Here is a 25,801-nt window from a genome sequence, read left to right on the forward strand (position 1 = left end):
GTGCCCGGGGAGTCGCTGCGCGATCGGCAGCGCGCCCAGATCCGCGCCGATATCCGGCGGGCGGCCTTCCGGCTATTCGCCCAGCGCGGCTACCACACCGTGACGACTGACGAAATCGCGGCTGCCGCTGGTGTTTCCCAGCGCACGTTGTTTCGGCATGTGACCACCAAGGAAGAGCTGCTGCTGGCACCGGCACGGCACGGCGGCGCCGAGGTGGTGAGCCTGCTCGAACAACGCCCGGCGCAGGAATCGCCGGACGTCGCGTTGGCCAATGCGATCGTCGCACGCACCCGCTCGTTCGGCGAGACCGACACCGAGGAGTGGCGGGCAGCGTTGCTGGTGGCCCCGGATCTGTTGGACCGGTTGAACTTTCATACCGCCGCCGACCGGCAGCGGGCGACGGTCAGCACCGCAGCGCGGATGGGCGTGGATCCCGACGCCGACGTCCGGCCAGGCCTGTTGGTGCACTTGAGCTTCGCCGCCGCCGATTTCGGTTTCCAGCGCTGGGTCCGGCAGAACTCGGCGCAGCAACCGCTGGATCGGTGCGTGGCCGAGGCGCTGGAAGCATTGCGCAGCTCCCGCTGGAGTTCCGGTCGCGGTTGACCCGTTACCGCAGCGCTTCCGGGTTGGCGATCCGCACGGGTGTCCCGTACAGCCAGGCGACCACGGCTTCGACGGTGTCGGAGTAGAACGCGCCCAGCATTTCCCGGGTGACATAGCCGAGATGCGGCGACAGCGTCACATTCGGCAGATGACGCAACGGATGGTCGGCCGGAAGCGGTTCGGCGTCGAACACGTCCAGTCCCGCCCCGGCGATCCGGCCGCCCCTCAGCGTTTCGATCAGCGCCGTCTCGTCGACAATCGGCCCGCGAGAAGTGTTGACCAGAAACGCGGTTGGCTTCATCGACATCAGTTCCGGCCGGCCGACCAACCCGTGGGTGCGCTCGGAGAGTACGACGTGGATGGACACCACGTCGGACTGTTCGAACAAGGCTTCCTTGGCGACCCAGCGCGCGCCCACCTCCGCCGCGGCCGCCTCGGTGAGGTTCTGGCTCCACGAAATCACCGGCATGCCAAAGGCTTTCGCGTAGCCGGCCATCCGGCTGCCGACCCTGCCCAGCCCGAGCAGACCCAGGGTCTTGCCGGATAAGGTCGTCCCGATGGTGGACTGCCATCCTCCCTCGCGCATCCGGCGGTGTTCTTCGGCCAGATTGCGCACCGTGGCGATCATCAGACCCCACGCCAGCTCCGGAGTGGCGTCGCGGACCGCACGGAAGCGGGGGTGGGTGAAGTTCGAGTGGGCGACCAGCACGTGGTGCTCCGTGGCGGCGGCCAGGTCCAGATTGGGCAGGCTGCGGCCGACGATGGTGATCAGCTTGAGGTTCGGCAACCGGGCGATGAGGCTGCGCGGAAACGCCATGCGCTCACGCATCGTGCATGCCACGTCGAACGGCGCCAGCGCCTCGGCCGCCTCGTCTTCGGACAGATGCCGATCGAAGACGGTGATGTCACAACGTTTTTGCACCGGCGACCAGTCGGCCAGCTCGAGGGCCATGCGCGCGTAGTCGTCCAGTATCGCCACCCGGGCGGTGCGCTCACCCATCCGATCCCCTAGTGCACGGCGGTGGGGTTGGCAGCACGCTGGGGTCCGGCGTAATGGCGCCACGCTTCCCACGTCGCGCTGTAGAGTCCGTCGACCACCCGAGGTTCCGGACGATCGATGACGACGGCGGCTTTGTCGTCGTTGTACGCCGGCCAACCAGCCGCACCGGTCCGAGCGAACTCGATCCAGTGCTGCCGTACCCAGTCGCCCAGCGCCCGGTATTCGCGGCGCTCACCGGTGGTGAACGGTTGCGTCGCGGGCATGTCGAACCCGAACACCAGCGGAATGTCGGTGGCGTGAATGGCGCCCATGCCTATCCAGCGCAACAGCGGCGGGGCGTAGTCCATTCGGTACAGGTAGGTCGGCGCGTGCCGAGCATGGGCCTCCGCCGCGGCGATCATCGGTCGCACGAAGAAGCAATCGGTGGCCAGCTTGGTCAGCGTTCTGCCGCTTGGGTAGTCCGGATAGTGCCGCAGGACCTCGTCTTTCGCGGCCGGGTCGGTGGCGGCGAACATGCGTTCCACCCGCTGAGGGGTGGTCGGGAACAGATCGACGAACCGCCGGACCGGTCCCCAGCCCGCGTGCCCCATCTCGTTGCGCATCGAGCCGATGAGCAGCGGGACGCGGTGCGCGTGACCGGCCGCCAGCGCCGCCGTCGGGTCCTGCGGCAGCAGATCTCCGTCGATCACCGGGGCCAGCGACATCTGGCAGGGAACCTCGCGCGCGATACGTAGCATCACCCGGATCGCCGTCCCCGCAATCGCTTTGGCCGGCGCCGTGCGCAGGGCATCCGCGGCGTTCTCGGGATCGATGCCGAGCGCCTCGACAATCCGGCGGGCGGTTTCGGCGGCCTGGTCCCGGGTGCGCACCGCATCGGGTACCGGGCTCTGCGCGATCGCGCGGTGGAACAGTCCCTTGGTGGCGGGCATCACCAGGTGGTTGAGAACGGCGCTGGCACCGGCGGACTGCCCCCACACGGTGACGTTCTCCGGGTCGCCACCGAACGCCGCGATGTTGCGCCGCACCCACTGCAGCGCGGCGATCTGGTCGCGCAGGCCGACATTGGATTCGAAATCCGCCGAGTACCGGGAGAAGTCGACGAATCCCAGGCCGCCGAGCCGGTAGTTGATCGTGACGAGCACGATCCCGAACCGGCGCACCAGCGGCTCGGGATTGTGGACCGGCAACGCGGAGCTGCCCTCGAAGAACCCGCCGCCGTGGATGAATACCAGCACCGGCCGGGGTGGTCCGTCTCCGGCGGGCGCGCAGACGTTGAGCGTCAGGCAGTCCTCGTCCTGCAGCTGCCGCTTCACGATGCCCAGCGGCGAGCTGAACAGGTGCGAATGTGCGGCGTTACCGAATTCGGTCGCGTCCCGCACGCCGCCCCACGGCGTGACGGGCTGCGGGGCACGAAACCGCAGCGGCCCGACGGGCGGCGCCGCGTACGGGATCGAACGCCAGACGTCGACGTCGCGGTGCCGCCGGCCGCGCACGGCGCCGGACTCCACGTCGACCCTGGTCACCGCTTCAGGTTACGTTGACGCTGCGCCCACGGCGCACGCCACTCGAACTTTCCCGCCCTGGACGCAGAGTCAACCGCCAGAGTTCGCGCATAGCGCGGCGCGCGCCAGCGTCTGCTCGGCCATCTTCACGTGCGCTGCGTCCACCAGCACGCCGTTCACCCCGACCGCACCCCGGCCGTTCGACTCCGCTTCCCGGTACGCCGCGACATTGCGTTGCGCCAAGGCGATCTCGTCGGCGGTGGGCGCATACACCTCGTTGGCGACCGGTACCTGCCCGGGATGAATCGCCCACTTGCCGGTGTATCCCATCAGCGACGCCCGGCGTGCATCGCGCTCGTAACCGGTCAGATCGCGAAAGTCGGGGTAGGGCGCGTCGATCGCTTCGATACCGGCGATGCGCGCCGCGACGATCACCTTGCTACGCGCGTACTGCCAGAAATCGCCGGGGTAGTCGCCGAGCGGGACGAAGTTGGTGTCCACCCGGGCGCCCTGGGACAGCGAGAAGTCGCCGACCCCGAAGATCAGCGCGTCCAGCCGCGGGCTGGCGGCCGCGATGGCTTCGGCGTTGGCCAGGCCCTCGACCTCCTCGATCAGCACCTCGAGCCGAATCTGCCTGTCGAGTAACAGTTTTGCTTCAAGCTGGGTGAGCAGCACGTCCACCCACCACACGTCGCGGGCGGTGCGCGCCTTGGGGATGATGACGGTGTCCAGGTTGGCGCCGGCCTTGGTCACCACCTCGATCAGGTCGTCGTGACACCAGGGGGTGTCCAGGCCGTTGATCCGGATCGCGCGAGCCGTGCGGCCCCAATCGATCTCGTTGAGCGCTGCGATCGCCTTGGATCGAGCCGACTCCTTGCAGGCCACAGGCACCGCATCCTCGAGGTCGAGAAACACCAGGTCGGCGCCGCAGCCGGCGGCCTTGTCGAACATGTCGTCGTTGCTCGCGGGTACCGCCAGCTCGGAACGGCGCAGTGTCACTTGTTCTCCTCCCTCACAGCACACCGTTGGCGTGCAGATCGTCAATCTCGTTGCGGCTCAGCCCGAGTAGTTCGCCGTACACCTCGTCGTTGTGCTCGCCGAGGCGTGGGCCCAGCTGCCGTACCGCGCCGGGGGCCGCGGAGAACCGGGGCACCGGCGCCTGTACCGTCACCGGCCCTAGTTCGGTGTCGTCGACCGAGACGAACACGCCCCGGTGGGCAAGCTGCTCGTCGCGCACCAGATCGGTGATGTCGTAGACGGGTGCGGCGGCCACCTCGTGCGCTTCGAACACCTCCATCGCCTGCGAAAGTGTCTTACCGGCAACCCAATCCGCCACCACCGCGTCGACCTCGCGGGCGCGGGCGAGTCTGCGCTGCGGATCGGAGAAGTCGGCGTCGTGCACCAGGTCGTCGCGTCCGATCGCCCGGAACACCCGAAGGGCCAGCGCCGGCGAGCTTCCCGACATCGCCAGCCAGCGGCCGTCGGCGGTGCGATAGGTGTTGCGCGGCGCGGAGATGTCCCAGCGGTTGCCGGACCGCTCGGGCACCAGGCCGAGTTGGTCGTAGCCCAGCAGCGTCTGCTCCAGCAATCGGGCCAGCGGATCGATGAGGTTGACGTCGATCAATTGGCCCGGCCCACCGTGTACGTCGCGGTGGTACAGCGCCATCATCACCGCGTATGCGGCATTCAGCGATGCGACCCCGTCGGCCAGCATGAACGGCGGCAGCGTCGGCGGCCCGCCGGCCTGGCCGGTGATGTGGGCGAAGCCGCTCATCGCCTCGCCCAGAGTGCCGAACCCGGGCCGCTCGCTCTTGGGCCCGGTCAACCCGTATCCGGTGATGTGCAGCATGACGATTCGGTCGTTGACCCCGCGCAGGCTCTGATAGTCCAGCCCCCACTTGCGCAACGTCTGTGGCCGGGTGTTGAAGATCGCGACGTCGGCGTGCCGCACCAGTCGGCGCACCAGCTCCTGGCCGGCGCTGCAGCGCAGGTCCAGCGTGATCGATTTCTTGTTGCGCGAGATGGACTTCCACATCAGGCCGACGCCGTCGCGCTGGTTGCCCCAGGAGCGGATGGGGTCGCCGTTACGCGGGTCCTCCACCTTGATCACCTCGGCGCCGAACTCGCCCAGATAGGTGGCGACCAGCGGCGCGGCCGCCAAGGTGGCCAGGTCGAGCACCCGCAGGCCGTCAAGCATTGGCGCCGACGGGTCGTTGCAACCCGAGGTGACCCCGCAGCGTCGACGACTCGTACGCGCTACGGAACAACCCGCGTCGTTGCAGCTCCGGAACCACCATCCGTACCACGTCCTCGAACGCGCCGGGCAGATGCGTTGCGGCCAAGACGAATCCGTCGCAGGCACCGCTTTCGAACCAGTCGGCCATCTGGTCGGCGACCTGCTCACCGGTGCCGACGAACCGCGGCCCCTGCAGCAAGGTGGCGCGGTGGCCGGCGAGATCGCGCACCGTGACCGTGTCGCCGCCGATATGCGTGCGCAGATTCTGCACCAGGCCCCGGATTCCCGAGACCGATGCGATCAGATCGTCGGTAACCGGATCGTCCAGATCGTGTTGAGCGAAGTCGTAATTCATCAACTCCGACAACAGGGTGAGCGAGGCCATCGGGTGCACCAGGTCGTTGAGGAACATCGCCTCGCGGTCCTTGGCGTGCGACTCCGATTCCCCCACCACCGCGTAGGCCATCGGGCAGATACGGACCGCGCCCGGATCGCGTCCGGCAGCGGCGATGCGGTCCTTCTGGTCGGCGTAGTGGCTGCAGGCCACTTCGATTCCCGGGTCGCCGGTGAAGATCAATTCCGCCCAGCGCGAGGCGAATTCGCGCCCGCGGCCCGAAGAGCCGGCCTGAATGATGACCGGCCGTCCCTGCGGGGAGCGGGGCACCGTCAGGGGCCCGCGCGCCGCGAAGTACTGCCCGACGTGGCCTAGCTCGTGCACCTTTGCCGGATCGGCGTAGTGACCCGTCGCGCGGTCGTGCAGTACGGCGTCGTCCTCCCAGGTGTCCCAGAGTCCGGTGACCACGTCCATGAATTCGTCGGCACGGTCGTAGCGTTCGTCGTGACCGAGGTGGGCCTCGACGCCGAAGTTCTGCGCCTCGCTGTCGTTGACCGAGGTGACGACGTTCCAGGCGGCCCGCCCGGCCGACAGGTGGTCCAGCGACGCGAAGGTGCGGGCGACGTGGAACGGCGCATAGTAGGTGGTCGAATAGGTGGCGCCGAGTCCGATGTGCGAGGTCGCCTGGGCCAGTATCCCCAGCACCACGCCCAGGTCCAGCTTGACCGGCCGGGCACCGTACTGGACGGCCTCGGCCACCGAGTTGCCGTATACCCCGGGCATCGCCAACCGGTCGTCGAAGAACATCAGGTCGAAGCAGCCTTCTTCGAGCTGACGGCCGATCTTGGCGTAGTAGGACGCGTCGAGGTACCGGTGCTCGGTCGCGGGGTGTCGCCAGGATCCGGCGTACACCGAAGTGCTGCCCGCCTGCATGAAGGCGACGAGGGACATCTTGTCGGTTCGCATGGTTCGGAAATCTAACACCTGATATTTCAGATTTCAAATGTTAGATTCTCGATTTGATATGCTGCCTCGATGGCAGCGATCGACATCTCCGGCACCGTGCGCGAGCGCGCCGCCCGGGAACTGCGTGACCGCATCCTGACCGGCACCATCCCCGCCGGGGCGCGTCTGGACCTCGACGCCATCACCGAGGAATTCGCCACCAGTCGCACCCCGGTGCGCGAAGCCCTGCTTGAGCTGTCTTTCGAGGGCCTGGTCCGCGTCGCGCCGCGCAGCGGAGTCACGGTGATCGGGATCAGCCCGGAAGACGTGCTGGACAGCTTCACCATCCTGGGGGTGCTGACCGGCCAGGCGGCGGCCTGGGCCGCCCAGCGCGTGGAACCGGACGAGTTGGCGATGCTGCGCGAACTGGCCGCCGACGTCGCGTCGAGGTCCGGTGACGACAGCATCGGCGAGGCGAACTGGCACTTCCACCAGAAGATCCACCGGGCCGCGCACTCGCCCCGGCTGATGGCCCAGATCAAACAGGCGGCGCGGGTGGTGCCCACCAACTTCCTGACGCTGTTCCCCGACCACGAGAAGCACTCACTCGATGACCACGAGGCGCTGCTCGACGCGTTCGCCGACAAGGACGCCGAGCGTGCCCGCGCCATCGCCGAACGGCATGTGCTGGATGCCGGGCGCTCCCTGGCGGAGTGGCTGGAACAGCGCGGCTGAGCCCGCGTCCAGCGGCGCTGATGTAGCACAAGACGTGCTACGTTGGCTGGATGGAGGTCATCGGGGTCCGTGAACTGCGACAACATGCATCGCGGTACCTCGCGCGGGTCGAGGCCGGCGAGGAGCTGGGCGTTGCCAATCACGGGCGCCTGGTTGCCCGCCTCGTACCGGTTGCGCAAGCGACGCGGTCCCGCACCGCCCTGATAGATGCGGGACTGCTACTCCCGGCCCGCAGCCCGGAAAATCTGTACGACCCCGCCGGCACATCGCCGCCGAGCGAAAAGCGCACACTGTCGGACGTTCTCGAAGAAATGCGCGACGAGCAGTGATCTACCTGGACACCTCGGCCCTGACGAAACTGCTCATCGCCGAGGCTGAGACGGCTGCACTGCGAGCGTGGCTCAACGCCCAGCACGAGCGGGGCGAGCACGCAGCGACCAGCACGCTGGGCCGCATCGAGTTGATGCGAGCCGTTTACAGGTACGCAGCGACTGAGTACGTCGGGCGGGCCCGCTATCTGCTGGACGGCCTTGACATGGTCACGCTCAGCGCACCTGTGTTGACCGCAGCGGAGACCATCGGTCCGCCTACGCTGCGTTCGCTCGACGCGATCCACCTGGCGGCTGCTGCGCAACTCAAGCAGGAGCTGACGGCTTTCGTCACTTACGACCGGCGTTTGTTGGCGGGCTGCCACGACGTCGGGATTCCGGCGATATCGCCCGGCTCATGAAAGTTGTTGCGGGGCGGCAACGGTATGGCTAAGGTATGGCTAACATCAGCGAAATCCGTTGTGCAGAACCGGTATACCGCAAGCGCAGTCATCCAAAGACCACATTCGTCCAGCGGCGGCTCAAAAGCCTCGGATAGCCGACGGATTCTCGGGTTGAACTTTTCTCCCCCGATCGGGGGAGAAAACCCGCCCGCGCAATCGTCGGCATGGAACCCAAACCTGGCCCCAAGATTCTCAAAGACGTTGCTGATAAGCACTTTTCGGCAACAACATGACGAGCTGCCAGCCGGGGGACCGGGTGCAAACGGGCGTTGCCACGGCCCTACGAAGACCCGTGACAGCCGGTCAGATCTGGTTAATATCGCCTTCCACGGTACCGACGAGGGCAAGGCTGCAGCTCGTGAGTCAAGGATTCGCACAGGTCATCACCGCCGGCGAACGCGCGGGCAACCCGGTCCAGATGCGGCGCCGGCGCCTGGGCTCGATGAGCTTCGACGAGCTGGAACTCGACTCCGAAATCCGCTACCGGATGGCACCGTTGGACCGGATCGTCTTGACCCGGGTTCGCACCGGCTATTTGGAGCTGGACCGGGCCGGCGGTCAGACCGAAGTCCTGACACCCCAGGACCAGGTGGTCGCCCTGCCCACCGAGGACCTGACGGTGGGGATGCGGGGCAGCTACGAGATGGTGACGTTCCAGACTGCGGATCTGACCAAGGTGGCCGTCAGGTGCGCCGCGGACGGTGAACCCGTTCGATTGCTGTCCAGCCGCCCGGTGTCGGCGGCGACCGCCCGGCAACTCAGCTCGCTGATCGACTATCTACGCGACCACGTGCTCAGCCAGCCCGAGGCGTGCGATTCACCGGCGATCGCCAGCAACGCCGCGGCACTGCTGGCCGCCTGCGTGCTGAACACCTTTCCCAGCAATGTGTCGGCCAAGGCCGACCCGCTCGACCCGATCAAGTCCAGCCTGGTGCGCCGCGCCGTGGCGTTCATCGACGAGCGCGCGGACACCGACCTGTCCCTCGACGACATCGCCGCCGCCATCCACGTGACGCCGCGCGGGCTGCAGCACATGTTCCGTCGCCAGCTGGGCTGCACGCCGATCGGCTATCTGCGCCGGGTTCGCCTCAGTCGCGCGCACGAGGAACTGTCGGACGCCGATCCCGCGACCGTCTCGGTATCGGCGGTCGCCGCACGCTGGGGATTCGCTCATGGCGGGCGGTTCGCGGCCTACTACCGGCAGCATTACGGTCAGCACCCGCGCGTGACGCTGCACGGCCAATCGTCTAAGTAAGACTCCCGCATCCGGGGGCGCCGGCCGAACCAGGCGCGCGCCTGCCCCCGCTTGTCCCGCCGCTCCTCATCGTCCTCTGGTCAGCCCGGCCGCAAAGGTATTGACGAGTTCGTTGATGATGTCGGCCTCGCTGCGGCCGGCGGTCGCCTCTTCGTTCAGGGCCAGGGCCGTGACCGCAGCGAACACGATCCGCACCGCGATATGCGGGTCGTAGCCGTAACCGTGCCGCCGTGCGATCTCGGCCGTCAGCTGCTCAAGGCGGTCCAGCACCGGGGTTACGTGTGCACCGAACGGATCGGTGCTCAGTGCGCGGAACAATGCCCGGTTGGTGCGTACCAGAGTCCACAACCCCTCGACGTAGACCCGCATCATCTGGTGAGGTTCGTCGCCCAACGCGACCACGTGCTGCCATTCGACCAGCTGCTGCTCGGCCAGCGCCTCGAAGGGCTGCAACACCGCGGCGGCGAACAGCTGCTGTTTGGACGCGAAGTGGTTGAACAGAAGTTGTTCGGTGACGGTCGCCCGCTCGGCGATCTCCCGGGTCGTCGCGTGGAAACCTTTGGCCGCGAACATCTCTCGTGCGGCATCGAGCATCAGCACCTTGACCTCGGACGCGGACCTGCGGCGGCGGACATTATTGGTATGCGCCATCTTGAAATTCCCAACCATGCTGCAATAGAGTGCTTACTCTACAGCCCGTCGTCGAATCGAGCAGGCAATGACGAATGTCGAGGTAGCCCTCAACTATTGGCCGAGCCGCTATCTGCCGCCCCAGGCCGGCGCTGACTTCGCCAAGCAGATCGAGGCGAGCGGCGTCGTCGACTGGTTCCAGACCTGGGACCAACTGGTCAGCTTCTTTCCGCAGGCGCTGTGGCGTCCGGATGTCACTCCCATGGCCAACCTCAGCGCCGACTGCGACTCGTACTACAACGCTGCAATGGTCGCATTGTTGGCTGCCGCCGCGACGAACACGCTGAACATCACGACCACCCTGGACGCGGTGCGCAACGGTCCCGCGGAACTGCTACAACAAATTCTCACGCTCTCGTCCGCGACGCCGGCCAAGGTGGCGCTCCAGTTGGCCGCGGGCGAGCTCAAGCAATGTAAGCCGTTCGGCTGGAAGCGATCCCAGGGCCTATCCCGGATGGAGGACATCTTCGCCATCGTGCGCAAACTGCTGTCCACCGATGGGCTGATCAGCCACGAGGGCAACCATTGGAACTACTCGGGCGCATGGATCGGCGCCCACTTCCCCAAGGTCCCCGAGATCTGGGCCCTCGGCGGCGGCCCCCAGCTGATTGACATCGCGACCACCCACGCCGACGGTTTCATCAGCATGGTGCCCAGCGCATTCAGCACACCGGAACAATGGGGAGAGCAAGTCGCCCAGATCGACGCTCAGCTGGAGCGCAAGGACCGCGACCCAGAGAAGTTCACCAACGGCTTCTGGCCGTTCGTCATCGCATACCGCAGCGACGACGAACGCGAACGCCTGCTCAACAGTCCGATCACCAAGTGGATGGCCGCGGTGTTCGGGCGACTGCACCACGGGGCCTGGCGCGACGAGGGCGAGCAGCTGATCTTCGAGGAGAACTGGCACTACGCGCTCAAAATGCTGCCGCACCAGATGAGCGCGGCCGAGGTCGATGAGATCGTCGCCTCGGTAACGCCGTCCATGATCGAGAAGTCCTACATCATCGGCACCCCGGACGAGGTGGCCGCCGAACTCCAGAAGTACGTCGATGCGGGCGCCGACTACATCGCACCGAGCGACCTCGCTCCGGCGATTTTGCAGGCCGAGGAACAACCTCGCGCGCTCGAGACAATCCTGCAGGTCTGCGCTTGCCTCAAGGGTGCGGAACTACCCGCTGCGTCCTGAGGATCGCCGCCGCGCCGTCCGTCAGGGCGTGCCGTGCGAGCCGGGTGCGCCGCTGCTGCCGGTTCCGCCGCCCGCGCCGGGCAGCCCACCGGTACCGCCGTGCGCATTGGCCATGTTCGGCGCCGTCGCGTCACCGCCGTTACCGCCGTTACCACCGGCGCCGTCCTGCGGGCCGCCGGCACCGCCATCACCGCCGTCGCCGGCGACGACCTGCGCAGTGGAGGCTGCATTGGTGGCTTTGGCATCACCACCGCGGCCACCGTTTCCACCGGTCCCGACGGAGTCCCCGGCGCCGCCGTCGCCGCCGTGGCCGGCGGTGACTGTGCCGAGTCCGTTGCTGTTCGCGGTACCGCCGTCGCCACCGGCCCCGCCCGACCCGTTCTGTGACTCAACAGGGCCGTTCGGGGCGCCGGTGCCGCCGTGCCCGCCGTCGCCGGCGCTGGCTGCCGCCGCGGACGCGGTGTTGTCGACCGTTGCGTTGCCGCCGTGGCCGCCGGCGCCGCCGCGACCGTAATCGGTTGCCGCACCGCCATTTCCACCGTCGCCGCCGGTAGCGCTGCCGGTGCCGAACGCGTGTGCGTCGCCACCCGTCCCGCCGGCGCCGGCGTTCGCGATGTAGTTGACCCGCAGTTCGCCACCGTCGCCGCCGTCGCCTCCGGTCGCCGAACCGCTGCCGTAATTGACGGCATCGCCGCCGGTTCCGCCGTGTGCATAGAGACCGCCCAAGAAGGAAAGGCCGCCGGTGCCCCCGTTACCGCCGACGGCATCGGCGGATGCGCCCGACGCCACGACCAACGCCTTCCCGCCCACACCGCCGGCCCCCCCGCCGCTACCTGCTCCGCCGGTGCCGCCGGCCCCACCGACCACCCGCCCGGTAGCGGCGGTATTCACGGAGTCGGCGGAGCCGCCGTCGCCGCCCTTGCCTCCGAATCCGCCGGCATTCCCGCCGTCCCCGCCGGCTCCACCCGTGGTCGCGCCGGTACCCGCGTTGAAGGCGTCGCCCCCGCGGCCGCCGTCGGCGGCGTAGTTTGCGCCGCCACCGCCGTGGCCGCCAGCCCCACCGGTGGCGCTACCGGTGCCGGCGCTGTCGTTGATGTTGGCGTTGCCGCCCACCCCGCCGAAGCCGTCGCCGTCGTTGCCGCCGCTACCGCCGTTGCCACCGTTGCCGCCGGTGGCATTCAGGGTGCCGGCACCGATCGAGTTGCCCCCGCGACCCCCGGTGCCGGGGGTGCTGGTTTCGTCGTAGCCGACGCTGCCGCCGTTGCCGCCGTTGCCACCGACGCCGCCGAGGCCGGCGTTCCCCCCGTCGCCACCTTTGCCGCCGGTGCTGCCCGGGGTGATCTGGTCGCTGTAGCCGTTGCCACCGTTGCCGCCGTTGCCACCGGCCAGTTGGGTGCCCGCTCGCCCGTCCGCGCCCTGGTGGGCGCCGGCACCACCGACGCCACCGGCGCCCACCGCGCCGGGATTGCCGCCGTCGCCACCGCGCGCGCCGTTGCGGGCGCTCGCATTGCCATCGCCACCGTTGCCCCCGTTGCCACCGGCCCCGGAGTTGCCGCCGGCGCCACCGGCACCGCCGTCGCCGGTGGCGCCGTGATGGCTCAGCAGCCAGCCGCCCTCGCCGCCGGCGCCGCCGGATCCACCGTTGCCGCCCGTCGCGCCGTCGCCACCCAGGCCGCCGCTGCCTCCGGCGCCGCCGGCGTTGGGGTTGGTGTAGCCGAGCCCGCCGGCCCCACCGGAGCCTCCCGTTCCACCGACGCCGCCGACGCCACCCGCGCCGCCGTGGCCCCACAGGCCACCGCCGTTGCCGCCCCGGCCGCCACTGCCACCGTTACCGGCGGCGGTGCCATCGCCACCGGTGCCACCGACAGCCGTGGTGGAGCCGTCCGTGCCGACCAGGCCTTCCGCGCCACTGCCGCCGGCGCCGCCGATGCCACCGGTGCCGCCGCTGCCCAGCAGCGCGCCGCCGTGACCCCCGGCTCCGCCATTTCCGCCGTTGAGGCCGACCGCTCCGGTGCCGCCGATGCCGCCGGTTCCGCCCTTACCGAACAGGGTCGCCGACCCACCCGCACCACCTACCGCGTTCAGCCCGCCCGCGCCGCCGGCACCGCCATTGCCATACAGCCAGCCCCCCGACCCACCACGACCGCCAGCAGCCCCCGAACCCCCGCCCCACCAGCCCCACCATGACCGATCAACCCCGCCGACCCACCAGCCCCACCGGCCTGACCCGCCGCACCCGAACCACCACTACCGCCATTGCCCCACAACAAACCCCCATCCCCACCCGCCTGACCCGACCCCGCCGCACCATTGGCCCCATTACCGATCAACGGCCGACCCAACAAATACTCCGTCGGCGCATTGATCAACCCAAACGGCTCCCACCCCGCCAACAACCCCAGATTCAGCGCCTCCGCCGACCCGTACGCACCACCAGCACCGGCCAACGACTCCACGAACTGCGCATGAAACGCCGCCGCCCGCGCACTAACCTCCTGAAACTGCCGCCCATGCCCAGAAAACAACTCCGCAATCGCCGCCGACACCTCATCCCCGCAGCCACCGCGATCCGCGTCGTCGACACCGCCGCACTCGACCCCGCCTGCTCCAACGCCGACCCGATACCGGCCACATCCGCCGCCGCCGACGCCAACAACTCCGAACCCACCACGACAAACGACATTTCGAACCTCCAGACCCGCAGCGGACGAATATCCGGTTTTGCGTAAATGCTCGCTGGCGTCAGTCAACCAACGAGCATTTGCGTGTGGCGCTTTATCGATCGCGACGCTCTGCCCCGGGATAAATCTCGTCGCTTCGCGGATATTGCAATTTCTGGTATGCCGGATTTATTGGAATCCCATTTCAGATACACCGAATCCCGGGGCCATAATTCACTGTTGGGTCGCGGTGACATGGCTCCCGGGATTCGGGTCCGTCGGCTGGGGCGCCGACGGTAATCGTCCTGCCGCTACGGCGTGCCGTCGGTGCCGGGTACGCCGCTGCTTCCGGTTCCGCCGCCTGCCCCGGCGCTGCCACCGGTGCCGCCCTCTTTGTGGGTACCGCTGGGGCCTGTCGCATTGGCGCCGTTGCCGCCGTTGCCGCCGGGTCCGTTCACCGGCCCGCCGGCGCCGCCGTCGCCCCCGTCACCAGCGATGATGTTGGCTGTGGACGACGTGTTGGTGGCACTGGCACCGCCGCCGTTGCCGCCGTTCCCGCCTTTGCCGGCCGCGCCTCCGGCGCCGGCGTCACCGCCGTCGCCGCCGGTGACGTTGCCGAGTCCGGTGCTGGATGCGCTACCGCCTTGACCACCGTTGCCGCCCCAGCCGGCCTGCGATTGAAAGGCGCCGTTCGTGCCGCCCGGACCACCGGAACCGCCGTGGCCGCCGGTGGCTGCCGCCTTGGAAGTGGCATTGCTGACCGTCGCGGTGCCACCGTTCCCGCCGTCGCCGCCGCGCCCGTAGTTGATGCCCTGGCCGCCGTTGCCGCCGTCACCGGCGACGGCATTACCCGTGCCGTATGCGGTGGCGTTGCCGCCCACACCGCCGTCACCACCGTCGGCGATGTTGGTGGTGTTGAGTACGCCGCCGTCGCCGCCTCGTCCGCCGATGGCGTTCCCGCTGCCGTAGTTGATCGCGGCGCCGCCCTTCCCGCCGACGGCAGAAGAGGCGTTGTTCGAGGAGGTGCCGCCGGTGCCGCCGTGACCGCCGACGGCATCGGCAGTGTTGGCGATTCCGCTGACGAGCGCCTGACCGCCGACGCCGCCGGTGCCGCCGATCGCGCCAGTACCGCCGTTTCCGCCGGTCCCGCCCAGGACGGTGCCGGCGGGGCCGGTGGTCGCACCGTTGGCCGAACCTCCCTGGCCGCCGCGGCCGCCGTTGGTGATCCCGTTCCCGCCGTCGCCGCCGTTGCCAGCGGTGGTGGTGCCGCTACCGGCGTTGTACGCGTCGCCGCCATCGCCGGCGTTGCCGGCCACGTTGCCGCCGTTGCCGCCGCGCCCGCCGGCACCCGCCGTCACGTTGCCGGTGCCGCCGGGGTCGGTGACCTGTGCGTTTCCGCCTTTACCACCGACACCGGCCTCGTTGGCGCCGCCGGCGCTGCCGCCGTTTCCGCCTTTACCGCCGGTGGCGCCGAGCGAACCCGAGCCGAACGAGTTGCCGCCGTCGCCGCCCTTGCCGGCGTTGCCGTTGTTGCCGTTCGACCCGACGCTGCCGCCGTCGCCACCGTTGCCGCCGACGCCGCCGAGTCCGGCGTTGCCGCCACGGCCGCCGTCGCCGGCGTCGAAGTTGGCCAAGTTCAGGTCGCTGTAGCCGTTGCCGCCGTTGCCGCCGTTGCCACCGGCCAATTGGGCGCCGGAGAGCCCGTCGGCTCCCACGTGTGCGCCGATGCCGCCGGCCGCCCCGCCAATTCCACCGATACCGGCCGCACCGGGATTGGCGCCGTCGCCGCCCCGTCCGCCCAGCCCGCCGTTGGGGCTGCCCGCGGTGCCGTTGCTTCCGTTGCCGCCGCTGCCGCCTGCCCCGGCATTGCCGCCGGTCCCGCCGGCGCCACCATTACCGTTGGCGCCATCTGGGCTCAACAGCCAGCCGCCCTTGCCGCCGGCGCCGCCGGCGCCGCCATTGCCGCCGGCCGCGCCGTTTCCACCCAGGCCGCCATTGCCGCCGGTTTTACCGCCGACGGTGGGCTCGGTGAAACCGGTGCCACCGGCCCCGCCCGAACCACCGGTACCGCCGACGCCGCCGTCACCGCCCATGCCGCCGTGTCCCCACAGCAAGCCGCCGTCACCGCCTCGGCCGCCGATGCCGCCGTCGCCGGCGGCGGTGCCGTCTGTCCCGGCGGCGCCGGTCGGGTTCTGTGGCGAGCCGCCCTTGCCGTTCACACCGTTGATTCCGTCGCCGCCCGCGCCACCGACGCCACCGTTGCCGCCGCCGCCCAGCAGTGTGCCGCCATCACCACCGGTACCGCCGTGGCCGCCGACGCCCTGCGCACCGCCGATCCCGCCGGCGCCACCGTCGCCGCCGTGACCCCAGATCCAGCCGCCTCGCCCGCCGGTGCCGCCGTCCCCGCCGTTGAGCAGACTGCTGGCCGCGGCGCCGCCGGCACCGCCGGCGCCGCCTGATCCGAGCAGGTATCCGCCGTTGCCGCCGGTTCCGCCGCCCGCTCCGGTGCCGCCGATGCCGCCGGTTCCGCCCTTACCGAACAGGGTCGCCGACCCACCCGCACCACCTACCGCGTTCAGCCCGCCCGCGCCGCCGGCACCGCCATTGCCATACAGCCAGCCCCCCGACCCACCACGACCGCCAGCAGCCCCCGAACCCCCGCCCCACCAGCCCCACCATGACCGATCAACCCCGCCGACCCACCAGCCCCACCGGCCTGACCCGCCGCACCCGAACCACCACTACCGCCATTGCCCCACAACAAACCCCCATCCCCACCCGCCTGACCCGACCCCGCCGCACCATTGGCCCCATTACCGATCAACGGCCGACCCAACAAATACTCCGTCGGCGCATTGATCAACCCAAACGGCTCCCACCCCGCCAACAACCCCAGATTCAGCGCCTCCGCCGACCCGTACGCACCACCAGCACCGGCCAACGACTCCACGAACTGCGCATGAAACGCCGCCGCCCGCGCACTCACCTCCTGAAACTGCCGCCCATGCCCAGAAAACAACTCCGCAATCGCCGCCGACACCTCATCCCCCGCAGCCACCGCGATCCGCGTCGTCGACACCGCCGCACTCGACCCCGCCTGCTCCAACGCCGACCCGATACCGGCCACATCCGCCGCCGCCGACGCCAACAACTCCGAACCCACCACGACAAACGACATTTCGAACCTTCCCGCAGAGTCCAACAAGATCCGGTGCGCTGTTACTCGACCCATCCCATTCACGACGCCGAGCCGAGAGGCGTTAACCCGATTGCGTACCTGAATGCGAAGTGAAGCAATGAACCCGGCGGGCGCGGTGAGTTATTGGCGATGCAATACCGCGGTCGGACAAACATCGTCGTTCTCTGGATAAGCATTTAAATTCTCGGTTGTTGCCCGCGGAATTCAATTCTGGAACTCATTTACGAATTCCACGGCGGACGGAGCCGCGGCGGAGCGTTGCGCCAGCGTGGTCAGGGGCGACACAGGTAGCGTCACCGCACGCGCCGGGCGGTGTGGCTTGAGTATTTTCGTAAGGTGCCCGAGACCCCCGCGCAGTACCTCCGGTCGGCTGACGCGCCCAGGCCGCGCACGCTCATCGACATCATCAACGAGACAGCCGCGCGCTATCCGGATGCCGCCGCGATCGACGACGGCGAGGTGCAGCTCACCTACCGCGAACTGCTCGAGGACATGGCCGAAAGTGTGCGCTGGCTGGCCGCCCGGGGCATCGGCCGCGGCGACCGCATCGGCGTCCGGATGCCCTCAGGCAGCTATTCGCTGTACGTGGCGATCCTGTCGGTGCTGGCCGCGGGCGCCGCGTACGTCCCGGTAGACGCCGACGATCCCGACGAGCGGGCCGAGCTGGTCTTCAGCGAGGCCAATGTCGTCGCCGTGATTACCGAGAATGGCATCGAACGCACCCTGGGCGCCTCCCGCGGCTGGCGAGCCGGGGCGCCGCTGGCCCGCGACGACGCGTGGATCATCTTCACCTCCGGTTCCACCGGCACTCCCAAGGGGGTGGCCGTCACGCACCGCAGTGCCGCCGCGTTCGTCGACGCCGAGGCCCGACTGTTCTTGCAGGACAATCCGATCGGACCGGGCGACCGAGTACTGGCCGGGCTGTCGGTGGCGTTCGACGCGTCGTGCGAGGAGATGTGGCTGGCGTGGCGGCACGGCGCCTGCCTGGTCCCCGCGCCGCGGTCGCTGGTGCGCAGCGGAATGGACCTGGGCCCCTGGCTGGTGACCCGCGACGTGACTGTGGTGTCCACGGTGCCGTCGCTGGCCTCGCTGTGGCCCGCCGAAGCGCTGGAAGCGGTGCGGCTGTTGATCTTCGGTGGTGAGGCGTGTCCGCCCGAGCTTGCCGAGCGGTTAGCGGTGGAGGGACGTGAGGTGTGGAACACCTACGGTCCCACCGAGGCCACCGTCGTCGCCTGCGCCGCCCGGTTGGACGGTTCGCAGGTGAGCATCGGACTGCCGTTGGTGGGCTGGGATCTGGCCGTCGTCGATGACCAGTGCGAGCCGGTCGACTACGGGGTGACCGGCGAGTTGGTGATCGGCGGGGTGGGGCTGGCGCGCTATCTGGACGAGGACAAAGACGCCGAAAAGTACGCGGCGATGCCGACATTGGGGTGGCCGCGAGCGTATCGCAGCGGTGACCTGGTCCGTCTCGAGCGCGACGGCCTGTACTTCTGCGGCCGCCGCGACGACCAGGTGAAGGTCGGCGGGCGGCGCATCGAGCTCGGCGAGGTGGACGCGGCGCTGGTGAACCTGCCGGGGGTCAGCGGCGCCGCGGCCGCGGTGCGGCGCACCGGGGCCGGCGCCCCGGTGCTGGTCGGGTATCTGGTGAGCGCGGACCCGGACTTCGATATCGCCAAGGCGCGCAACCAACTTGCCGAGCATCTGCCCGCCGCCCTGGTGCCCCGACTGGTCCGCGTCGAGGCGCTGCCCACCCGTACCTCGGGCAAGGTGGACCGTGATGCGTTACCGTGGCCGCCACCGGGCGGCACCGACGAGACCCCGGAACTGGCCGGCACCGCCGGCGTGCTGGCCGGGTTGTGGCGGGACCTACTGGGCGCGGAAGTGGTTGGCCCGCAAGCAGATTTCTTCGCGCTCGGCGGTGGTTCGCTGGCCGCCGCGCAACTGGTCGCCACGTTGCGGCGACAGTACCCACAGATCACCGTCGCCGACCTCTACGACCATCCGCGGCTGGGATCGCTCGCCGGTTTCCTCGACGAACAGGAGGCGCCGCCGCAGGTCACCGAGCGGGTGGTAGTGCCGGTCCCCCGCCGCACCCAGGCGACCCAGCTGCTGTTGGCACTGCCGTTGGCGACCTTGGCTGCCTTGCAATGGGTTACCTGGCTGGCATTGGGGAACAACCTCGCCCGTGCGCTGCATGTAGTGCCGTGGACGGTCGCGGTGAACTGGTGGCTGGTGGTCGCCGCGTTCGTCCTGTTCGTCACGCCACTGGGCAGGATGGGCAGCGCAGTGCTCTGCGCCCGCCTGCTGTTGCGCGGCGTCAAGCCCGGCAGCTACCCGCGCGGGGGTTCGGTGCATCTGCGGGTCTGGTTCACCGAGCGGCTCGCCGCGGCCAGCGGGGCCGAAAACCTTGCGGGCGCACCGTGGCTCGTCTACTACGCACGCGCGCTGGGAGCCGAGATCGGCAAGGGCGTGGACCTGCACTCGATGCCGCCGGTGACCGGTCTGCTCAAGGTCGGGCAGCGCAGCGCGATCGAACCCGAGGTGGACCTGTGTGGGCATTGGGTCGACGGGGACATGTTCCACGTCGGGGCCATCACCATTGGCAACGACGCGACCATCGGCGCCCGGACCACGCTGCTGCCCGGCGCGGTCGTCGGCAAGAACGCCGACGTGGCACCGGGTTCGGGTGTGGTCGACAAGATCAAGAACGGGCAGTACTGGAAGGGTTCTCCGGCCGCGAAGTCCGGCCGGGTCAAGCACCCGTGGCCCGACGAGCGGCCACCGTCGCGCTCCTACTGGGTGGCCGGGTACGGGGTGACGTCGATGGTGTTGGCCGGCCTACCGCTGCTGGCCGCGGCCGCGGGGCTGGCCGTCATCGGGTTGGCGGTGCACCGTACGCGCAGCCTGGCACAGGCCGTGTTGCCGGCCCTGGTGTGGACACCGGTGGCCACCCTGGTCGCGGTGGCCGTGTACGCGGCGGCGACAGCGGTTGCGGTGCGGGCGTTGTCGATCGGGCTGCGCGAGGGATATCACCCGGTGCGCAGCCGGGCCGGCTGGCAGCTGTGGACCACCGAACGGCTGATGGACGCCGCCCGCAATTACCTGTTCCCGCTGTATGCCAGCCTGCTGACCCCGATCTGGTTGCGCATCCTGGGCGCGCGGGTCGGGCGCGGCACCGAGATCTCCACGGTGTTGCTCACACCCAAGTTCGCCGTCATCGAGGACGGCGCGTTCCTGGCCGACGACACCATGGTCGCGTCGTATGAGCTTGGCGGCGGCTGGATCTACGCTGCCGAGACCACGGTCGGGCGGCGCGCCTTCCTGGGTAACTCGGGCATCACCCAGCCGGGCCGTCGGGTGCCCGACGACGGGCTGGTCGCGGTGCTGTCGGCGACGCCGCCGAAGGCCAAACGGGGCTCGTCCTGGCTGGGCAGTCCGCCGATGCGACTGCGCCGCCGTCCCGCCGAGGCCGACGAGGAGACCACCTACGCTCCGCCGACCCGGTTGAAGCTGATGCGGGCCGTGGTGGAGACCTGCCGGTTGGTGCCGATGATGGTCACCGCCGCCATCGGGCTGGCGATGTTGGGCGGGCTGCAGTACCTGGCGGGCTTCGGGATCGGGTGGGCCGCGCTGGGCGGAGGGTTGGTGTTGCTGGCCGCGGGTGTGCTGGCCGGGGTGGTGACGGTGGCGGCCAAATGGTTGCTGGTGGGCCGGATCCGCGCGAGCGAGTACCCGCTGTGGTCGTCGTTCGTCTGGCGCAACGAGCTCGCCGACACATTCGTGGAAACCGTTGCGGCGCCCTGGTTTGCGCGCGCAGCGGCCGGTACGCCGGTGCTGAACCTGTGGCTGCGCGGGCTGGGGGCGGACATCGGCCGCGGGGTCTGGTGTGAGACCTATTGGCTTCCCGAAGCCGACCTGGTCACTCTCGGTGCGGGCAGCACCGTCAACCGCGGCTGTGTGGTGCAGACCCATCTGTTCCACGACCGGATCATGCGGATGGACACCGTCGTGCTCGAGCCCGGCTCCACGCTGGGCCCGCACTGCGTCGCGCTGCCCGCGGCCCGGCTTGGCGCCGGAGCTTCGGTGGGGCCCGCCTCGCTGGTGGTGCGCGGCGACGAGGTGCCGGGATCGACGCGCTGGCAAGGTAATCCGGTACGGCCATGGAAACCGGCCCGTAATCCGGGCCGGAAGAAGGGCAAGAACACCGAAGCCGAAGGCACCGCGGCGTGAAGACCGCGGCCAAGAAAGCCTCGAAGAACGGGGCGCTCGATTCGTACCTGCCACAGAACGGCAACTTCGGCTACTCGGTGTCGCGCTACGAACTGGATCTGCAGTACAAGGTCGGCATCAACCGGTTGTCCGGCACCGCGACGATCACCGCGGTCACGCTCACCGAATTGCAGGTGTTCACCCTGGATCTGTCCAGTGTGCTGGCGGTCTCGAAGGTCTCGGTGAACGGTAAGCGCGCCGAGCGGTTCAGTTGCCGCGCCGGCAAATTGCGCATCACGTTGTCGTCGAAGCTGGCGACCGGCGCGGCGATGTCGATCGTCGTGCGCTACAGCGGCCACCCGAAGCCATTCCGAACGCTGTGGGGCGAAGTCGGTTTCGAGGAGCTGACCGACGGCGCACTGGTGGCCGGGCAGCCCAACGGCGCCGCCTCGTGGTTCCCCTGCAACGACCATCCCAGTGCCAAGGCCGCCTTCCGCATCCAGGTCAGCGCCGAAAGTGCTTATCGGGTGGTGGCCAACGGCAAGCTGGTGTCGCGTCGGGTGCGGGCGTCGCAGACCGTCTGGACCTACGAACAACCCGAGCCCACCTCGACTTACCTGGTCACACTGCAGATCGGTGTGTACGAGCCGGCCCGGCTGGCCAGGACGCCGGTGACCATCCGAGCGGCCCTGCCCGAACGGCTGAAGAAGAACTTCGACCACGACTTCGGCGAGCAGCCGCAGATGATGAAGTTGTTCGTCGAGCTGTTCGGGCCGTACCCGCTGGCCAACGGCTATACGGTGGTGGTCACCGACGATCCGCTGGAGATTCCGCTTGAGGCACAAGGTATTTCGATCTTCGGTGCCAATCATTGCGACGGCAGCGGAGACAGCGAGCGGCTGATCGCCCACGAGTTGGCGCACCAGTGGTTCGGCAATTCGGTGACCGCGCGGCGGTGGCGCGACATCTGGCTGCACGAGGGCTTCGCCTGCTACGCCGAGTGGTTGTGGTCCGAGCACAGCGGCGGACCCAGCGCCGGGGAGCTGGCCGCCGAGTACCACGAGGAGCTTCGCGGTCAGCCGCAGGACCTGCTGCTCACCGATCCGGGACCCCGGCGCATGTTCGACGACCGGCTGTACAAGCGGGGCGCCCTGACCCTGCACACGCTGCGCGGACGACTGGGCGACGTGAAGTTCTTTGCGCTGCTGAAGGATTGGACATCGCGGTATCGGCACTCGACCGCCAGCACCGACGACTTCACCGGCCTGGCGGCCAACTACAGCGACGAGTCGCTGCGGCCGTTGTGGGATGCGTGGCTGTATTCGACCGCGCTGCCCTGAGCCTTCGCGAACGGTTCGTATCCGGTCGCTGCGGCCTTCGCGCGGCAGCGGTCGATGAACTGCTGGTGGGTGTCAGCGTCGCCGTGTGCTCGGGCCAGTAGGCCCCGCAGCCGCAGCACGGTGAGTTGGTCGATGACGCAACCGGGTTCGGGTGAGGCTGCGGCCAAGCGATCGACGGTGGCCTGCGCCTCGGCCAGATCGCCATCGGCACGCCGCTGCGCCAGTGCTTCGACGAGGACGTCGGCCGCCAGCCAAGCCCAGAACATCTCGCTCGTCTCGAGGTCGTTGTCGAAGACGGATCGAGCCAGCTCGACCGCTCCGTCGAGGTCACCGGTGCGGGCCAACTCTCGGGCCAGCTGAGGGTCGACAATCGGGACCGCAACGCGGGGAAACCGCCCGATTTCCGCGGATTCGCGGGTGCGACGCAACAGCTCAAGTCCTTCATCGCGGGTGTGATCACCGTGGCGAATTAGCACGCCGCCGTGCGTCATCTGGGCAAGCCCCAAAATGAAGTCGTCACCCGTCTGCTCGGCGATCCGCAACGCCAGGGCCGTCTCGGTTAACGCGGTCGCATCCGCGGCGATAGCTCCGGCGGGGATGGCGCCGATGTATTTCCACATGATCGCGGCGACGTGGCTGGTCGGATCGATCGGGGCCGCCATCGTGATGGCCACGTCGGCGTCGGATTGCCATCCGTCGATGCCGAGTCGCATCATTGCCAACGCTTTCATCCCGATCGCCAGGGCGAGCGGCGAACCGAATACGAGATCGCCCAGAGTAGGTTTCCCCTCGGCAAGATCGACTATTCGTTGGGAGACGTGGAGTGCTTTACTGACCTCTCCGACCTCCGAGTACGCGTATGCCGCTCCGTTGAGCAGGGCGACGGCCAGGGTGCTATCCCCGATCGAATCGATCAAATCGATGAATTCCGAAGCCATTGCGGCGGCATCGCCCGGTCGTCCATTGGTTGCGAGCACCATCATCGGGCCGTACATACCGATAGCCAATGACTCCTTGGCACCAGCCGCCGTGCACAGATCCCGAAGTTCCTCGAATCCCGTCTCATTGAAACCGATACCGGCGATAAATGAGCTGGCGCACAACATGGTTCGGGGCTCGATCTGCATCCGCACCTGGTCCGGGTCAGTGCGCGGCAGTTGATCGGCGACACGGCGGGCGCGTTGCCAGCTCGCCCGGGCTGCGGCGCGGTCGCGATGATTGGACCACGCGGCAGCACGCATGTGCCAGCCGAACGCGGTCCGCTGATCCCCGGCGGCTTCCAGGTGCTCGGCGATCAGGGCAGCATTCTCATCGCTGCCGGGATCGCGTGCTTCGATGACTGCGGCCACCCGCCGGTGCAATTCGGCGCGCCCGGCCTTGAGTTGCGACTCGTAGGCGACCGTGCGAATGAGCGGGTGCCCGAATGCGTATTCCGCGTACGGAGTGAACCGCACCTGGTCGATCAGTTCGGCCCGCAGTAACTTGTCGAGCACCGGCTCGACGCCGAGCGCGGTGAGCAGGTCGGGGGTGAAGCGCGACCCGATGACTGCCGCGGCATTGATCGCCCGCTTGGCGCCGGCGTCCAACCGGTCGATACGGGCGGCGATGGTGGCCTGAAGGGTGGCCGGGAGGCTGACGGCGGCGGTTTCGTCGCGGCATTCGTAACCTCCACGGTCACCCCGGATTACGTTGCGCTCGGCCAGGTCCCGGATGATCTCTTCGGCGAAGAACGGATTGCCGGCGGCCTGCTCCGCGATCTGACGCGCCAGACTGCTCAGCGACGGGTGCGCCCCCAACAACTCACCGATCAACGCCAGCGTGTGCGCGGAGTTCAGCGGCGCCAACGCGATCGTCTGCCCGCCGGTGGTTCGGGACAGTGCGCCGCGGTATTCGGGCCGATAGGTGATCAGCACCAGCGAGTGGGTCTGCGGCACCACGGTTACGAAGTCGGCGAGCATCGCCTCGCTGGCTTCGTCGATCCAATGCGCGTCCTCGACCACGAAGATTGCCGGCGTGCTGCGGGCCAGCGCGGCGGCGTTGAACATCGCTCCCAGCCGTCTACGGCGCGCGTCGGAGGTGATGGCAGGAAGTGCGACGGCGGGATCGGCGACCCTCAGCAGATCGTCCAGCAACAGCAGATCTTCGGCGTCCGCCTCGGGTATCCGGACACGGGTACGTTCCCGGGCCACCTCGGGGGTGACGTCGTTGATCCCGAAGACCGATCGCAGCAACCGCTCAACCACATGGAAGGGCACGTCGCGGGTGTGTGATTCGCAGTAGGTGCTGAACACTTCGAGACCGGCGGACGTGGCGCGCTGCACTGCTTCGGCGACAGTTCGGCTCTTGCCGATTCCCGGCGGGCCGACCACCGCTGCCACACAACCGTTTCCCCCGATCGCCTGCTCCAATATCCCGCCGATGGTGTTCAGCTCCCAAGTGCGCCCAACCAGGGTCGACTCCCGCCGCGGCGATACGAACCGGCCGGAAGGCATGGCCAGCAGTCGACGCGCGGGCACTGGGGCTTGCGAGCCTTTGATATGCACTAGTTCGGGTTCGCCGAGCACCGCGAGGTTCTCGACCAGCTTGGCGGTGGACTCGCCGAGCATCACCCCACCCGGCGCGGCCGCGGACTCCATCCGCTGGGCCATCCCGACCTGCTCGCCTACCGCGGTATAACCCGAAGGGCCAGAACCTATTTCACCGGCGATCACTTGGCCGGAGTTGAGGCCCACCCGTAGCCGCAACGGGGGGCCGAGGCCGGTGTCAAGGTGTGCGACTTCGCCCTGGATGTCCAACGCCGCCAGACAAGCCCGCCGGGCGTGGTCCTCCAGCGCGACCGGCGCCCCGAATACCGCCATGATCCCGTCGCCGGTGAACTTGTCGACGGTGCCGCCATAGCGCTGCACAGCAGCCGCAGAACGGGTGAACACCTGCGCCATCAGGTCGCGCAGTCCTTCGGGTCCCAACGCCGCCGCGAGTCGCATTGACCCCACCACGTCTGCGAACAGCACCGTCACCTGCTTGTACTCTGCACGTTCGGAGTCTGGCTGCACCGCGGTGCCGCAGCCGTCGCAGAACCTGGCGCCGTCCCGAAGGGCGAGACCACATGCCCGGCAAGACCGTTGGGACATC

General features: G+C 68.8%; 15 protein-coding genes and 2 pseudogenes. 8 read left to right on the forward strand and 9 right to left on the reverse strand.

All coding sequences use genetic code 11. The features are described from left to right. Positions 1-603, forward strand: coding sequence for a TetR/AcrR family transcriptional regulator (locus tag MKCMC460_RS00400; RefSeq protein ID WP_236984489.1), 603 nt, complete (start codon positions 1-3; stop codon positions 601-603). A gap of 4 nt (positions 604-607) precedes the next feature. Here the strand turns inward: MKCMC460_RS00400 and MKCMC460_RS00405 are convergent, their stop codons facing one another. The 5 genes from MKCMC460_RS00405 to MKCMC460_RS00425 form a co-directional block, all read right to left on the reverse strand. Further along, positions 608-1,603 carry a D-2-hydroxyacid dehydrogenase family protein gene (locus tag MKCMC460_RS00405; RefSeq protein ID WP_236978913.1) on the reverse strand — a complete coding sequence of 332 codons (996 nt, stop codon included), beginning with the start codon at positions 1,601-1,603 and terminating at the stop codon, positions 608-610. An 8-nt stretch (positions 1,604-1,611) separates the two neighbouring features. Beyond that, positions 1,612-3,126, reverse strand: a complete 1,515-nt coding sequence (locus tag MKCMC460_RS00410; protein ID WP_238305171.1) for a carboxylesterase/lipase family protein — start codon at positions 3,124-3,126, stop codon at positions 1,612-1,614. Between the two features lie 69 nt (positions 3,127-3,195). Then, positions 3,196-4,104: a CoA ester lyase gene (locus MKCMC460_RS00415; RefSeq protein ID WP_255731129.1), complete on the reverse strand. Its 909-nt coding sequence runs from the start codon at positions 4,102-4,104 to the stop codon at positions 3,196-3,198. Between the two features lie 13 nt (positions 4,105-4,117). Then, positions 4,118-5,302, reverse strand: a complete 1,185-nt coding sequence (locus tag MKCMC460_RS00420) for a CaiB/BaiF CoA-transferase family protein (RefSeq protein WP_236978917.1) — start codon at positions 5,300-5,302, stop codon at positions 4,118-4,120. Next, on the reverse strand, positions 5,295-6,641 hold the full coding sequence (locus MKCMC460_RS00425) for an LLM class flavin-dependent oxidoreductase (protein ID WP_236978919.1): 1,347 nt from the start codon (positions 6,639-6,641) through the stop codon (positions 5,295-5,297). Before MKCMC460_RS00425 ends, MKCMC460_RS00420 begins: the two co-directional genes overlap by 8 nt. A gap of 69 nt (positions 6,642-6,710) precedes the next feature. On the opposite strand from MKCMC460_RS00425, the gene MKCMC460_RS00430 reads away from it, so the two are divergent. The 4 genes from MKCMC460_RS00430 to MKCMC460_RS00445 all read left to right on the forward strand — a co-directional run bounded on the left by MKCMC460_RS00430 (position 6,711) and on the right by MKCMC460_RS00445 (position 9,382). Further along, positions 6,711-7,355: a GntR family transcriptional regulator gene (locus MKCMC460_RS00430; protein WP_236978921.1), complete on the forward strand. Its 645-nt coding sequence runs from the start codon at positions 6,711-6,713 to the stop codon at positions 7,353-7,355. Positions 7,356-7,405: 50 nt separating this feature from the next. Further along, positions 7,406-7,684, forward strand: a complete 279-nt coding sequence (locus MKCMC460_RS00435; protein ID WP_236978923.1) for a type II toxin-antitoxin system Phd/YefM family antitoxin — start codon at positions 7,406-7,408, stop codon at positions 7,682-7,684. Then, positions 7,681-8,085, forward strand: coding sequence for a type II toxin-antitoxin system VapC family toxin (locus tag MKCMC460_RS00440; RefSeq protein WP_236978924.1), 405 nt, complete (start codon positions 7,681-7,683; stop codon positions 8,083-8,085). The genes MKCMC460_RS00435 and MKCMC460_RS00440 overlap by 4 nt, the downstream gene beginning before the upstream one ends. A gap of 400 nt (positions 8,086-8,485) precedes the next feature. After that, the gene (locus MKCMC460_RS00445) at positions 8,486-9,382 is read left to right on the forward strand and encodes a helix-turn-helix transcriptional regulator (RefSeq protein WP_236978926.1); all 897 of its coding nucleotides are present in this window, start codon (positions 8,486-8,488) and stop codon (positions 9,380-9,382) included. Between the two features lie 66 nt (positions 9,383-9,448). Here MKCMC460_RS00445 and MKCMC460_RS00450 read toward each other — a convergent pair whose 3' ends face one another. Beyond that, the gene (locus MKCMC460_RS00450) at positions 9,449-10,033 is read right to left on the reverse strand and encodes a TetR/AcrR family transcriptional regulator (protein WP_238305173.1); all 585 of its coding nucleotides are present in this window, start codon (positions 10,031-10,033) and stop codon (positions 9,449-9,451) included. 67 nt (positions 10,034-10,100) lie between these two features. On the opposite strand from MKCMC460_RS00450, the gene MKCMC460_RS00455 reads away from it, so the two are divergent. Then, complete coding sequence (locus MKCMC460_RS00455; protein ID WP_236978932.1) at positions 10,101-11,261, forward strand: LLM class flavin-dependent oxidoreductase; 1,161 nt, start codon at positions 10,101-10,103, stop codon at positions 11,259-11,261. Between the two features lie 21 nt (positions 11,262-11,282). Here the strand turns inward: MKCMC460_RS00455 and MKCMC460_RS31640 are convergent. Continuing rightward, positions 11,283-13,944, reverse strand: a pseudogene (locus MKCMC460_RS31640) (PE family protein). Between the two features lie 288 nt (positions 13,945-14,232). Next, positions 14,233-17,099, reverse strand: a pseudogene (locus MKCMC460_RS31490) (PE family protein). Positions 17,100-17,456: 357 nt separating this feature from the next. On the opposite strand from MKCMC460_RS31490, the gene MKCMC460_RS00495 reads away from it, so the two are divergent. Next, positions 17,457-21,350 (forward strand): Pls/PosA family non-ribosomal peptide synthetase, encoded by a 3,894-nt coding sequence (locus MKCMC460_RS00495; protein WP_238305178.1) that lies wholly within the window; start codon positions 17,457-17,459, stop codon positions 21,348-21,350. Beyond that, a complete protein-coding gene (locus MKCMC460_RS00500) occupies positions 21,347-22,669 on the forward strand; it encodes a M1 family metallopeptidase (protein ID WP_236978938.1) in 1,323 nt (440 codons plus the stop codon). The genes MKCMC460_RS00495 and MKCMC460_RS00500 overlap by 4 nt, the downstream gene beginning before the upstream one ends. Here MKCMC460_RS00500 and MKCMC460_RS00505 read toward each other — a convergent pair. Continuing rightward, on the reverse strand, positions 22,606-25,800 hold the full coding sequence (locus tag MKCMC460_RS00505; protein WP_238305180.1) for an adenylate/guanylate cyclase domain-containing protein: 3,195 nt from the start codon (positions 25,798-25,800) through the stop codon (positions 22,606-22,608). The genes MKCMC460_RS00500 and MKCMC460_RS00505 overlap by 64 nt on opposite strands. Between the last annotated feature and the right edge of the window lies 1 nt (position 25,801).

It is taken from the genome of Mycobacterium sp. 20KCMC460, from assembly GCF_022179425.1.
Taxonomy (GTDB): domain Bacteria; phylum Actinomycetota; class Actinomycetes; order Mycobacteriales; family Mycobacteriaceae; genus Mycobacterium; species Mycobacterium kiyosense.

Bases quoted from the DNA above. Each gene is read 5' to 3' on its own strand.
- MKCMC460_RS00420 (WP_236978917.1), bottom strand. From the start codon at position 5,302: ATGCTTGACGGCCTGCGGGTGCTCGACCTGGCCACCTTGGCGGCCGCG.
- MKCMC460_RS00405 (WP_236978913.1), bottom strand. From the start codon at position 1,603: ATGGGTGAGCGCACCGCCCGGGTGGCGATACTGGACGACTACGCGCGC.
- MKCMC460_RS00425 (WP_236978919.1), bottom strand. From the start codon at position 6,641: ATGCGAACCGACAAGATGTCCCTCGTCGCCTTCATGCAGGCGGGCAGC.
- MKCMC460_RS00430 (WP_236978921.1), top strand. From the start codon at position 6,711: ATGGCAGCGATCGACATCTCCGGCACCGTGCGCGAGCGCGCCGCCCGG.
- MKCMC460_RS00450 (WP_238305173.1), bottom strand. From the start codon at position 10,033: ATGGCGCATACCAATAATGTCCGCCGCCGCAGGTCCGCGTCCGAGGTC.
- MKCMC460_RS00435 (WP_236978923.1), top strand. From the start codon at position 7,406: ATGGAGGTCATCGGGGTCCGTGAACTGCGACAACATGCATCGCGGTAC.
- MKCMC460_RS00455 (WP_236978932.1), top strand. From the start codon at position 10,101: ATGACGAATGTCGAGGTAGCCCTCAACTATTGGCCGAGCCGCTATCTG.
- MKCMC460_RS00505 (WP_238305180.1), bottom strand. From the start codon at position 25,800: ATGTCCCAACGGTCTTGCCGGGCATGTGGTCTCGCCCTTCGGGACGGC.